Here is a 13096-nt window from a genome sequence, read left to right as displayed (position 1 = left end):
ATACGTATGAGAAAAAGGACGCAGATATGACAACCAAACGAAGTTTTACATCTAGAGGGGAAAATAAAAAAAGCTAGCGTGAGCTAGCTTTTCATCATTAAAATACTTTAGACCATAAGTTTGAGAAGAAATCGCCAATTGAACGCATTGTTAATACGAACCAATTTGCTTTTTCTACTTCTTCAGTCGCTTTTGCAGTAACTTTTATACTTTTATTTCCGTCTAAGAAACCATATTTATCAGTTGGTTCTAAGACGATTGAACCTACCTTTGCATCTTTCTTAATAGGAGCAACTAAATGCCCATCTTCAGCAAGTGATTTATCTGCTTCAGTAGAAATTTTGTAAGATGATTTGCTACCTTTTGTAGTAACTACTGTCACTTCTTTTTCTGGTGCAACTGTTACGTAGTCTTCTTTTCCTTTTACTACAGAAATTTTGTTGTTTTTATCTATTTTTAATTTCTGTTTTTCGAAGTTATTAAATCCATATTCAATTAATGCGCGAGATTCTGTGAAACGTTCGTCCATTGATTTCGTTTTAATAATAACAGATATAAGACGTAAATCACCGCGTTTTGCTGTAATGGTAAAACCATACCCAGCTGTATCGGAACTTCCTGTTTTTAAACCATCTGCTCCTTCATAAGAGAAAGCAGCACCTGGTAACATCCAGTTCCAATTTTCCATACGAATTGGTTTTGGATGATTATCTGGGAAGTTTCTAAATCTTTGTTTTGTATCCTCTAGCATTTCTGGATACTTTGTAATAATTGTTTTTGAAAGAATACCCATATCGCGAGCTGACATGGAGTTTTCTCCATTCGGATCAGTTCCTTCAGGATGTTTTCCTTTTAAATCAGCGTTATTTAACCCAGTAGCGTTTACAAATTTATATTTCTTTAACCCTAGTTTTTTCGCATGTTCATTTGCGAGATTTAAGAAGTTCTTTTCACTTCCTGCAAGTAATTCTGCTAAAGCAATACTAGATCCATTTGCAGAGAAGATAACGATAGAATGGTATAATTCTCTTACAGTATATTGACGTCCTTTTTCGAACGGCACGTTAGAGAATTCATTATTACGTGAAACTTCATAAGCGTAATCAGAAATAGTTACTTTCGTATCCCAAGTGATTTTTCCTTCTTTAATTGCTTCTAATACGGCATAAATAACAATTAATTTTGACATACTAGCGATAGCTAGTAATTCATCTGGATTTTGTTCATGCAGTATTTTTCCTGTATCCGCATCAAATAGCAGTGCAGCAGCTGCCTCTATATGTATTTTTTCTTCTGCATGGGATGTTGTTACTCCTAAGGAAGAAATTGACAATAGAGACACTAGTAAAATAGACAAGATTTTCTTCATATACATTATCACCTTCGCATCGTTATTAGCATATAGCTCGTACCATTTTAGCATAAATTTGGATATAGAAAGGTTACAATTTTGTAAGGAAATTGAAAAGAATTTGTCGATTTTTATTCAAATTTGCAGAGAAAAGAAGTTTTTTGTGGGTAAATATAGAGGATAATAAAAAAAGGAACGAAATTCGTTCCTTTTTCATTATTATATGTGTAAAAATTTCTCTACTTTTTCGTCTGGTAAAATGTTCCCAACGAAGAATGTACCGAATTCACCGTAACGGGCACTTACTTCATCGAAGCGCATTTCATATATAAGCTTCTTAAATTGAAGAACATCGTCAGCGAATAATGTTACGCCCCACTCGAAATCGTCGAATCCGACTGATCCTGAAATTACTTGGCGTACTTTCCCTGCGTATTGGCGACCGATTTTACTGTGACTGTACATCATTTTTTTACGTTCTTCCATAGGAAGCATGTACCAGTTGTCATCACCTTGGCGACGCTTGTCCATTGGATAGAAGCAAATATGATTTGCTTTTGGTAACTCAGGATATAAGCGAGCTAAGATTTGTGGGTTTTGGTATGGGTCTTCATCAGCTGGAAGGTAGTTGCTTAGTTCAACAACAGATACGTAAGAATATGCAGGAACTAAATATTCAGCTAATGTTGTTTTATTTAATTCTGTTTCGATTTCATTTAACTCTTCCATTGTTGGACGTAAGATCATAAGCATAATATCTGCTTTTTGACCAACAACTGTATACATTGCATGACTGCCTTTTTTTGCAGTAGCTACTTCGTTCCATTTTTCAACGACATTTAAAAATTCAGACACTGCTTGTCCGCGTTCGTCACTAGATAATGTTTTCCATGCTGCCCAATCAATAGAACGTAAATCATGTAAACAATACCAGCCATCTAACGTTGTTGTTGCTTCACTCATTCTATTCACCTCAGTTAATGATATTTTACACGTTAACTATAGCATATATAGGATTAAAAACATCTACATAAAGTTTCAGCGCATAAAATTGTCACACTTAAATTTACTTGAAAATAGGAGGAGATAAGGCTTAAAGGGGCTTTATTTCTATGCTGAATTTTATGAAAATATAATCATTTTCATTTTATCTATTTTTTGGGAGCTATAAGTTTAAAATATAGAGGAAAAGCAGTATTCTTAAAGATAGAGTTTTTTAACATATGTAGGAGGGTTTATTCGTGAGCAACTTATTTACAACAGTAAAAGAAAAAGTTCAAGGAAAAGGCATTTCTATCGTACTTCCTGAAGGAACTGATGAAAGAATTTTAGGCGCTGCAGAGCGTTTAGCAAAAGAAGAGTTAGTAAAACCAATCTTAGTTGGTAATAAAGAAGAAATTAGCGCAAAAGCAGCTAGCATGAACTTAACATTAGCAGGCGTTGATATTTATGACCCAGCTACATACGAAGAAATGGATGCAATGGTAGCATCTTTCGTTGAACGCCGTAAAGGTAAAGCAACAGAAGAAGATGCTCGCAAAATCCTTAAAGACGAAAACTACTTCGGTACGATGCTTGTATACATGGGCAAAGCACAAGGTTTAGTAAGTGGTGCAGCTCACTCTACAGCTGATACAGTTCGTCCAGCACTTCAAATTATTAAAACAAAACCAGGCGTTACAAAAACTTCAGGCGTATTCATCATGGTACGTGAAGAAGAGAAGTATGTATTCGCTGATTGCGCAATTAACATTGCACCAAACAGCCAAGATTTAGCTGAAATTGGTATCGAAAGTGCGAAAACTGCTGAACTATTCGGTATTGACCCACGCGTTGCTATGTTAAGCTTCTCTACAAAAGGTTCTGCGAAATCTCCAGAAACAGAAAAAGTTGTAGAAGCAACTCGCATTGCAAAAGAAATGGCTCCTGAATTAACTTTAGATGGAGAATTCCAATTCGATGCTGCATTCGTACCATCTGTAGCTGAGAAGAAAGCTCCAGGTTCTACAATTAAAGGTGATGCTAACGTATTCGTATTCCCAAGCTTAGAAGCTGGTAATATCGGCTACAAAATCGCTCAACGCTTAGGTAACTTCGAAGCAGTAGGACCAATCTTACAAGGTTTAAATATGCCTGTAAATGATCTGTCTCGTGGATGTAACGAAGAAGAAGTGTACAAGTTAGCTTTAATTACAGCAGCTCAAGCACTTTAATTCTATAACGAATTAATATGAAAAAAGACCATCCTATTTCTTTTGAAATGAGGGTGGTCTTTTTGGTTTCTATTTTTCTAAACCAAGTGCCTTATTATTACGGTCAATAATACGTTGTAAATTCGTCTCATATAAAGGAACTTCATCTACTGTTAGCTGAGATGATGTTAACTTTGGAGTGAATTGTTGCAACGTTTTTAAAAGGCGCATCATTAAATCTTGCACTGTAATTGTTTCGCCAAGTAATTCAGATAGTGAAGCCATCGTACTCGGTACAATTTCGGGATACGTAAATCTTGTTTCTTCGCCTTGAATTGCTACGTTGTAAAAATCACGAACGAGTGCGGCACGCTCAGATCCGCTTCCTGTCGCACATAAGTAAATTTGTACAGCAACGCCTCCGCGAATACGACGCTGAGAAATACCAGCAAATTTTTGATTGCGAATGCTCAAATCGTAGCTACCAGGACAATAAGAACCAACAATTTCTTTTGCTTCGATAGTAACATCGTAATCTTTTAACATTTCCTTAATTAAATGCCACATCGTATCGTATCCAAGGTCGATATCGATACCCTTTTCTGTTTCTTGGAATAAAAGTGATACGTTTAAAACACCTTCATCAAGTACGACAGCAAGTCCACCAGAATTACGAACGATAACATTGAAGTCGTTTTCTTTTAAAAAGGAAATACCTTCTTCTAAATGTGGTAGGCGTGAATCTTGAATGCCAAGAACAATTGTATTGTGATGAACCCAAGAGCGCATTGTTGCAGCGGATAGACCATTTCCAATACTTGTGCATAACGTGTCATCCATTGCGAATGACTGAAGTGCATGGAAAGTTGGTCCTAAACTAGACTGATCTACAATACGCCACTCTGGCTGAGATAAAATCGAACGGGAATTGCTCATATAACTAACCCCTTATTTTTAAAATGACAATCTCTATTATAGCAAAAAATGTAGAAAGGGGTTTTTTCATATATAAAGGGAAGTTTAGAGGTGAAAGAATAAAAAGGATGCATTGCATGCATCCTTTTTATTCTGCAATTTTTTCTAAGTTACCGTTTCGATCCATGCGGAAAGATGTTTGTGAGCGTTCCTCATCATCCATTACTGCTAATTTACGAGCACGGTTCATAATATTCATAAGTGTTTCGTAATCCTCTTGTACAGTATGAGATTGTTGTTCTAATTTTTCTAGTTTCTTTTCTAGTTCTTCATTTCGCAGGATTTGCGTTTTAATTTCTTGTTTCAATCTCGTATTCTCGTTTTCAAGAGCTGTTACTTTTATATTTGAAGATCCAACTGTTTGTAAAAAGTAAATAACATCTTGCATTGTTATTGAGCTTTTTGGAGCAGGGACAGTCGGCTTTTGATATGGAGTAGCTTCTGTATATTGAACAGCTGTTTCATACGGTACGTGTTCTTCATAATCAGTTATCGCCGCCGCTGAAGCTGGTGGTGTGTAAAGCAAACGTTTTTTTGTCTGTTCACCGCCCGCAGCACGCATTTTATCTTTACGATGTTTTTTTGCTAGTTGAAGAGCTTGTTCATAGCTATAGCGAACAACAGCATTCCAGCGGAAACCACAAGCAGCAGATGTGCGATTTAACTGATCTCCTACTTCTTCAAAAGCATTTAATTGAGTACTTCCTTCTCGAACATGGCGAAGCACCGTTTCAGCAAGTAATAAATCGTCCTCGTCTGTCCAAGCATCTTGTCTTACTTTCATAGATTCAACTCCCTTTCTTTTTATGAACTTCCTATTTTTATAATGGGCAAAAAAATGAGCTTTTATACAAAGCTTTTAAAAATATGGTAGATTTCAATGAAGAGAAGAAATATGGCTATGAATGATGAAAGCTTTTGAAGGAGAAAATATAAAAAATAGGTAGCTTTATATAGGAATAGAGCTACGCCCGGAGACTTGCAACAAGCTTCAAAGAGCGGTAAAATACCATTTAGTGTTTATTTTTAAATGTACTTGTGAAAAGTTTAAAATAGAGGAAGTGTTATATATAATGGGAAACGAATTTCGTGTGTGTGATGATTGTCAGGCAACGAACGTTAAAACGTTGATTCCGAAGTTAAAAAAAGTAGATTCATGTGCAACGATTGAGGTTGCATGTCAGTCTTACTGTGGCCCTGGTCGTAAAAAATCATTCGCGTTTGTAAATAATCGTCCAGTTGCGGCTCCAACAGAAGACGAATTAATTGTAAAAATTGAAGCAAAATTAAATAAGTAAGAAAAAGAAGAGTGAACAGATTACTCTTCTTTTTTTATGTCCATAAGATAGCGTTTTGTATGAATTCGTATTTCAAAATAATGGTTGACAGTCTTTTGACGTGGTAGGTAGAATAGAAAGTGTCTGATTCTGATAATCATTATCACGAAAAAGGTCAATTCACCTAATTTTTTTATTATTATTTGAGAATAAATTTCATTTTATTAAATATATGTTGTTGGTTAGGATGGTTGAGGGATGGAAGCGAGCGCAAGGAGTATAGAACAGCAAGATGTGAATGTTAAAGAGATTAAGAGCAGACCGCTCGTTGCTTCTATTATTTTAATAGCAGGCACAATTTTGTTAGCTTTAAGTATGGCAGTTTCTATTTCGTTTGGTGCAGCAGATATTAGTTTAAAGACCGTTTGGCAAGCTGTATTTCAGTTTGATGGTTCCATAACGCACCATAACGTAATTCAAGAACTTCGCATGCCTAGAGCAATAGGGGGCGTAGTTGCAGGTGCTTTTTTAGCGGTATCAGGTGCAATTATGCAAGGTATGACACGAAATCCACTTGCATCTCCATCGTTAATGGGGATTACAGATGGTGCTGTATTCGGAATTGCAATTATGTATGCATTCTTCCCTAATTCACCTTATTTAATGTTTGTTATCGCATCTTTTATTGGAGCTGCGTTTGGAGCGAGCATTGTATATGGTATTGGGTCTTCTTCACCAGGTGGATTAACGCCTGTAAAATTAGCTTTAGCAGGTGCAGCAATTAGTGCTTTATTAGGGGCAATTTCATCTGGAATTGCATTGTATTTCAACCTTGCCCAAGAGGTAAGTATGTGGAATGCAGGCGGTGTTGCCGGAGTGAAATGGCAAAGTATTAATATGTTAGTACCGATTGGTCTTGTTTGTCTCATTATAGCAATTATGATGTCGAGATATATCACAATTTTAAGCTTTGGTGAAGAAATTGCGATTGGACTTGGTCAGAATACGACATTAATTAAATTTATCGGAACAGTACTTGTTCTTGTATTAACAGGTTCTGCGGTTTCTATGGCAGGATCAGTTGGATTTGTTGGACTTGTAATTCCGCATATGACTCGTTTCCTTGTAGGCTCAGATTATAGATGGGTTATTCCATGTTCTGCGGTCTTAGGTGGATTGCTAATTGAATGTGCAGATATGTTATCTCGCGTTATTAATCCACCATTTGAAACGCCAATTGGAGCAATTACAGCGCTAATTGGGGTGCCATTCTTCCTCTACTTAGCACGTAATGAAGGGAGAGGAAAGATGTGAGGACGAGCGTCTTAACAAAAAAGAACGTTTCTATTTTAACGATTTTAGTAGGATTAATTGTTGGTGTATTTTTAATAAGTTTAAATACAGGAACATTTAAAATTCCTCCAATAGATGTATTAAAGTCATTGGTTGGATTGGGTGCAGAAGATCAATCTGTTATTTTATTTGAATTTCGTATGCCGCGTATGGTTATTGCTATATTAGTTGGTTCTGCATTAGCTATGTCAGGTGCAATTTTGCAAGGGCTATCACGAAACCCACTTGCTGATCCAGGTATTATAGGTATTAACGCCGGAGCGGGATTAACAGTTGTTGTATTCGTCTACTTTTTCTTTGGAAAAGTTGGAACTGGTACATTTTTATCTGTATTTATCCTTCCATTCTTCGCGCTAGTTGGTGCGATATTAGCAGCGATTATTATTTATTTACTAGCATGGAAAGACGGTGTTTCATCAACTCGATTAATTCTTGTTGGTATCGCTGTTGCAGCCGGATTTGGTGCGGTTAGTTTAATTTTCTCTATGAAGATGACATCTAACGACTTCCGTTTTGCAACGATTTGGTTGGCAGGAAGTTTATGGGGAACAGATTGGAAGTTCGTACTAAGTGTACTCCCATGGATGATTATTTTCTTACCACTTGCCATTAGTAAAGCGCACATATTAAATGTAATGAATTTAGGCGACTCTACAGCAGTTGGCCTTGGTGTAAACGTAGAAAAGGAAAGACGTAAATTATTATTTATTGCAGTTTGTTTAGCTGGTGCATCTGTTGCGGTGGCGGGAGGCATTGGTTTTATCGGTTTAATGGCTCCGCATTTAGCGAGACGCCTCGTTGGTGGTAAACATCAAATTATGTTACCAACGGCTGCATTAATAGGAACGTTCTTGCTTTTATTTGCAGATGTAATTTCAAGAAGTGTGTTACCAACTTCAGAAATACCGGTCGGTCTTGTTATTTCTGTAATTGGCGCACCATATTTCATATATTTACTTATGAGGACAAAATAAAGGGAGGCTTTTTGTATGGCAACTTTAGCAGTTGATGCGGTATCTGTTGGGTATAATGAAGGGTTAATTATAGATGGATTAACAGTTGAAATTCCGGAAGGACAAATTACAACGATTATTGGACCAAATGGTTGTGGGAAATCCACATTATTAAAAACGGCTTCTCGTATTTTGAAAGCAAAACGAGGTACTGTTTATCTTGATGGAAAAGCAATTGAGAAACAGCCAACGAAAGAAATCGCAAAGAAAATGGCGATTTTACCACAAACTGCAGAAGTGCCAACAGGCCTTACTGTGTTTGAACTTGTTTCATATGGACGTTTTCCTCATCAAAAAGGATTTGGAACATTGAAAGAAGAGGATTATCGCTACATTCATTGGGCACTTGAAGTGACGGGGATGACAGAATTCGCAAATCGTCCAGCAGAAGCTTTATCAGGTGGTCAACGTCAACGTGTATGGATTGCGATGGCTCTTGCACAAGGAACAGATTTACTTGTGTTAGATGAACCAACAACATACTTAGATATGGCTCATCAACTTGAGATATTAAACTTACTGAAGAAGTTAAACAAAGAAGAAGGCAGAACGATTGTTATGGTTATTCACGATTTAAATCATGCTTCTCGTTTCTCTGATCATATGATTGCATTAAAAGCAGGTAAGTTAATGAAACAAGGAACGCCAGATGAAGTTATGACGAGTGAAACACTTCGTAACGTATTTGAGATTGAAGCGCAAATCGTTCCATGTCCAGTAAACTGTAAACCAATTTGTTTAACATACGATTTAGCGATGATTAATAATCAATTGCGTAAAAAAGCATAATTAATAGAATTTCCCCCTCTTAAAGAGGTGAGAGGGGGAGTTCTAATGGACGTTGAGCTTCTTACCCACGGATGGGAAGTTGAACGCCCGTTAGAACGGGTTATAAACAACAATTAATAAAAATATATTAATTAAATGTTGTTTTGTTTCTTATAGTTACATGCAAATTATAAGAGAAATACAGCTAGAAGGAGTCGGAATATGAAGAATTTTAAAATGGCACTATTAGCAATGGTACTAGTTGTTACTTCTGTACTATTTGCAGCTTGTTCTAACAAAGAAGAAGAAAAGAAAGCAGATGCGAAAACTGAAGAGCGCACTGTACAACACGCAAAAGGGGAAATTAAAATTCCTGCAAATCCAAAGAAAATTGCTGACCTTAGTGGTTCAACAGAAGAATTATTAATTTTCGGTATGAAACCGATTATTACTGCAAATACAACACAAGAAAAAATTGATTCACATATTGAGAAGAAATTGAAAGATGTAAAACCGGTTGGTTCTGCGTGGGGCGATAAAATTAACATCGAAGCAGTGGCTGCTGCAAAACCAGATTTAATTATTGTAAACAATCGTCAAGAAAAGATTTATGATCAATTATCTAAAATTGCACCAACAGTTATGTTAAAAACTCCATTAGACCAATGGCGTCCAAAATTCGAAGAAGTAGGTCAAATCTTCGGTAAAGAGAAAGAAACAAAAGAATGGTTCAAAAAGTATGATGAAAAAGCAAGCAAATTACATGATAAAATCGTTGCTAAAACTGGCGATGCAACATTCATGAAAATGGCTGCATATCCAAATGCATTCCGTGTATACGGTGACTACGGTTACGGTAGCGTAATCTTTGGTGATTTAAAATTACCAGCAGTTAAAGGTACACCAACTGATAAACCGTTAGTACAAATACAAAAAGAAGCTTTAATTGATTACAACCCAGATTACTTATTCGTATTTACAACTGGTGACGGTTCTCAGCGTCTAAAAGAATTCCAAGAAGAATCAATTTGGAAAAATATGAACGCTGTTAAAAACAACCATGTATTTACAATCAGTAATGAAGATGTAAACAAAGGATACTTCCCACTAGGTAAAGAAATGATCCTAGACGAAGTTACTGAGTTCATTTTAGGAAAATAATATATAAAGAAAAATCACCTTTGCTTTGGTAAAGGTGATTTTTCTTTATATAACAGGAATTAATATAGTCTTTCATTTCTTTCTGTTTCCTATATCGTTTATAATATATAGTAAGAATGCAGTAAAGAAAGGGGGATGTCGGAAAGTGGTATATTTAAACGACAAACTCAGCGAAACAAAAGTGTTTAAAGACCCAGTACATAAATATGTACACGTGCGTGATCGCGTTATTTGGGATTTAATCGGAACGAAAGAATTTCAACGCTTGCGCCGTATTAAGCAGCTTGGTACGACATTTTTTACATTTCACGGTGCAGAGCATAGTCGCTTTACTCATTCGTTAGGTGTATATGAAATTATTCGTCGTATGATTGATGATGTGTTTGATGGCAGACCGAACTGGAATGCTGAAGATAGATTGTTATGTTTATGTGCGTCATTACTTCATGATGTCGGTCACGGCCCATTTTCTCACTCGTTTGAAAAAGTATTTTCGTTAGATCATGAGAAATTTACGCAAAAGATTATCGTTGGTGATACGGAAATTAATCGTGTGTTAAGCCGTGTGGATAAGGATTTCCCGCAAAAGGTAGCAGATGTAATTGCGAAAACATCTACTAATAAATTAGCGATTAGTATGATTTCGAGCCAAATTGATGCCGATCGTATGGATTATTTATTAAGAGATGCATATTTTACTGGTGTAAAGTATGGAAACTTTGATATGGAACGTATACTGCGTGTCATGCGCCCGTACGGTAATCAAGTTGTCATTAAAAATAGTGGTATGCATGCTGTAGAGCATTATATTATGAGCCGTTATCAAATGTATTGGCAAGTATATTTTCATCCGGTAACACGTAGTGCAGAAGTAATTTTAACGAAGATTTTACACCGAGCTAAATCACTGCATGAGAAGTATTATGCGTTTAAAAATCATCCTGTTCATTTCTATTCTTTATTTGAAGAAGAAGTGACAGTAGAGGATTATTTAAAGTTAGACGAGAACGTAATGTATTATTACTTCCAAGTATGGCAAGACGAAGAAGATCCGATTTTAAGTGACTTATGCCGCCGTTTTATGAATCGAAATCTATTTAAATATGTAGAGTTTACAGATAAGCACGGTTTAGATAATTGGATGGAGCTAAGTAGCTTATTTAAAAAGATTGGACTCGATCCAGAGTATTACTTAGTTGTGGATTCAACATCGGATTTACCGTATGACTTTTACCGCGCAGGAGAAGAAGAAGAGCGTCTGCCAATCTTACTTCTTATGCCGAACGGGGAACTTAGAGAGCTTTCGCGTGAATCGGATATTGTTGAGGCGATTACAGGTAAGAAGCGAACGGATCAAAAGCTATTCTATCCGCATGATTTAATCTATGAAGATGGAAGAAAAGGAAAATATAAAGAGAGAATTATCGAGTTGTTAGAAGGAAAGAAATAAGAAGCAGCAAAGAGCTGCTTCTTATGAAAAAACTTGAAATTATTTGTCGCTTAAGCGTTTTCCGCCAACTGCATAATGGTTTTTAGACATTTCTTCGATGAAAACAACGATGTTTTCTTCAGGAGCACCAGTTGTTTCGCTTACTGCTGCTGTTACTTTCTCAGCAAGAGCTTTCTTTTGTTCTTCTGTGCGTCCTTCTAGCATTTTCACTGTTACGTATGGCATGTATAATCGCTCCTTTTATGTAAGTTACACTCTTATTATAGCGGATTATGAGGAAGAACAATCGGAAAAACAAATAATTTCTTTTTTTGACATATGGAAGAGGAGATGAGTTATGGATCAGTTATTTAGATACCCATTGCAACAAATTCCATTGGTAGCAATGGCAATTATTATTGCGCTATCTGTGCATGAATTTGCACATGCGTATGTTGCATATAAATTTGGAGACGATACAGCGAAAAAGCAAGGACGTTTAACATTATCACCGATGGCTCATTTAGATCCTATCGGTATGATTGCTGTACTAATTCTTGGATTCGGTTGGGCAAGACCAGTACCTGTTAATCCGTATAACTTTAAAAGACCGCGTCTTGCGGGAATATTAGTTTCTATTGCGGGACCGATAAGTAATCTTATCTTAAGTGCAATTGGTTTAATTATTTGGTATAGCTTAATAACGTTTGGTGTGTTAGATGCGATGCCACTTGCAGTAGCAGATACGCTGGATCAATTTTTCCAAATTTTTATTATGCTTAATATTGTTTTACTTGTATTTAATTTATTACCAATCCCGCCACTTGATGGTTATCGCGTTGTGGAAGATTTAGCACCAGCAAATATTCGTGCGAAAATGACACAGTATGAAAAGTATGGATCAATTGCGTTATTAATTCTTGTTATTACACCGCTTAGCAATTACACAATTCAACCTATTTTCAATGTTGTTATTCCATATGTATTAGTATTTTTACAAAATATCATTGCGCCTATTTTCAGGCTTTTTTAATCATTAAGCGAGGAGGAGTTTACATATGACAGAGAAAAAGAAAAAAATCGGTTTTAATATCGTGAAAAATGATTCAACAGATGGACATGGTGGTTTTGGCGTTGGGGCATTAAGTTTAGAAAATATTTCTCCTGTATTTGTTGATGTATTAGAGAAAACTGCGTTCGTTGATATCGGTGCGATGCATGCGCGTAGTACAGTAGAAAAAGGAATTAAGTTTTTAACAAATAAAGATGAAGTTCCAAACGGAAAACCGTTTTGGCTTGTTTGGGTAACAATTGAAAGAACACCAAACGGTGCTTATTACGCAGGTGCAACAGCCTGTGAAATGACAGTTGATCGTGAAATTCGCCGCGGATATAAATCACTTCCAGAGCATGTAAATAAAATGGATAAATCACTAAAGCGTCACATCATGATTGATCATATGGATGAATCATCTAAAAAAGTACTTGGTACATTCTTAAAAGAGCATAATGAAGCAATTTGGAACGAATCTAGTGAAGAATTGCGCCACGCATTATTAGGCGAATAAAAATAGCTG

The 13096-nt window shown here is 36.2% G+C and carries 14 protein-coding genes; 9 read left to right on the top strand and 5 right to left on the bottom strand.

What is annotated here, in order from left to right; all coding sequences use genetic code 11:
* Positions 1 to 97 precede the first annotated feature (97 nt).
* The gene (locus NSS74_RS23350; protein ID WP_040963142.1) at positions 98 to 1375 is read right to left on the bottom strand and encodes a serine hydrolase; all 1278 of its coding nucleotides are present in this window, start codon (positions 1373 to 1375) and stop codon (positions 98 to 100) included.
* Between the two features lie 195 nt (positions 1376 to 1570).
* The gene (hemQ, locus tag NSS74_RS23345) at positions 1571 to 2314 is read right to left on the bottom strand and encodes a hydrogen peroxide-dependent heme synthase (protein ID WP_001287592.1); all 744 of its coding nucleotides are present in this window, start codon (positions 2312 to 2314) and stop codon (positions 1571 to 1573) included.
* A 278-nt stretch (positions 2315 to 2592) separates the two neighbouring features.
* Between hemQ and pta the strand changes: the two genes are divergently transcribed.
* Positions 2593 to 3564, top strand: coding sequence for a phosphate acetyltransferase (pta, locus tag NSS74_RS23340; RefSeq protein WP_000067219.1), 972 nt, complete (start codon positions 2593 to 2595; stop codon positions 3562 to 3564).
* A 69-nt stretch (positions 3565 to 3633) separates the two neighbouring features.
* Here the strand turns inward: pta and NSS74_RS23335 are convergent, their stop codons facing one another.
* Entirely contained in the window at positions 3634 to 4479 is an 846-nt protein-coding gene (locus tag NSS74_RS23335; protein WP_002034931.1) for a lipoate--protein ligase family protein, read from the bottom strand.
* Between the two features lie 127 nt (positions 4480 to 4606).
* Complete coding sequence (locus NSS74_RS23330) at positions 4607 to 5302, bottom strand: RsfA family transcriptional regulator (RefSeq protein WP_002016365.1); 696 nt, start codon at positions 5300 to 5302, stop codon at positions 4607 to 4609.
* Positions 5303 to 5591: 289 nt separating this feature from the next.
* Here NSS74_RS23330 and NSS74_RS23325 point away from each other — a divergent pair, with 289 nt between their 5' ends.
* The 6 genes from NSS74_RS23325 to NSS74_RS23300 all read left to right on the top strand — a co-directional run bounded on the left by NSS74_RS23325 (position 5592) and on the right by NSS74_RS23300 (position 11540).
* Complete coding sequence (locus NSS74_RS23325; RefSeq protein ID WP_000526075.1) at positions 5592 to 5816, top strand: DUF1450 domain-containing protein; 225 nt, start codon at positions 5592 to 5594, stop codon at positions 5814 to 5816.
* A gap of 237 nt (positions 5817 to 6053) precedes the next feature.
* A complete protein-coding gene (locus NSS74_RS23320) occupies positions 6054 to 7109 on the top strand; it encodes a FecCD family ABC transporter permease (protein ID WP_000388282.1) in 1056 nt (351 codons plus the stop codon).
* A complete protein-coding gene (locus tag NSS74_RS23315; RefSeq protein ID WP_002143910.1) occupies positions 7106 to 8122 on the top strand; it encodes a FecCD family ABC transporter permease in 1017 nt (338 codons plus the stop codon). The genes NSS74_RS23320 and NSS74_RS23315 overlap by 4 nt, the downstream gene beginning before the upstream one ends.
* A 15-nt stretch (positions 8123 to 8137) precedes the next feature.
* Entirely contained in the window at positions 8138 to 8950 is an 813-nt protein-coding gene (locus tag NSS74_RS23310; RefSeq protein ID WP_002034935.1) for an ABC transporter ATP-binding protein, read from the top strand.
* A 201-nt stretch (positions 8951 to 9151) separates the two neighbouring features.
* Complete coding sequence (locus NSS74_RS23305) at positions 9152 to 10090, top strand: ABC transporter substrate-binding protein (protein WP_002138981.1); 939 nt, start codon at positions 9152 to 9154, stop codon at positions 10088 to 10090.
* 145 nt (positions 10091 to 10235) lie between these two features.
* Positions 10236 to 11540 (top strand): HD domain-containing protein, encoded by a 1305-nt coding sequence (locus tag NSS74_RS23300; protein ID WP_002143908.1) that lies wholly within the window; start codon positions 10236 to 10238, stop codon positions 11538 to 11540.
* 39 nt (positions 11541 to 11579) lie between these two features.
* On the opposite strand, the gene NSS74_RS23295 is transcribed toward NSS74_RS23300, so the two are convergent.
* A complete protein-coding gene (locus tag NSS74_RS23295; RefSeq protein WP_001147171.1) occupies positions 11580 to 11765 on the bottom strand; it encodes a 2-hydroxymuconate tautomerase in 186 nt (61 codons plus the stop codon).
* Positions 11766 to 11877: 112 nt separating this feature from the next.
* On the opposite strand from NSS74_RS23295, the gene NSS74_RS23290 reads away from it, so the two are divergent.
* Both NSS74_RS23290 and NSS74_RS23285 read left to right on the top strand, forming a co-directional pair.
* Positions 11878 to 12552, top strand: coding sequence for a site-2 protease family protein (locus tag NSS74_RS23290; RefSeq protein ID WP_002016358.1), 675 nt, complete (start codon positions 11878 to 11880; stop codon positions 12550 to 12552).
* Positions 12553 to 12577: 25 nt separating this feature from the next.
* Complete coding sequence (locus NSS74_RS23285) at positions 12578 to 13087, top strand: YwhD family protein (protein WP_002016357.1); 510 nt, start codon at positions 12578 to 12580, stop codon at positions 13085 to 13087.
* Positions 13088 to 13096: the final 9 nt, after the last annotated feature.

The sequence above is a fragment of the Bacillus sp. FSL E2-8868 genome (genome assembly GCF_038005505.1).
Classification (GTDB): Bacteria; Bacillota; Bacilli; order Bacillales; family Bacillaceae_G; genus Bacillus_A; species Bacillus_A mycoides.
Note: the sequence above shows the minus strand (reverse complement) of the source record. Positions and strands in the feature narration are given on the sequence as shown.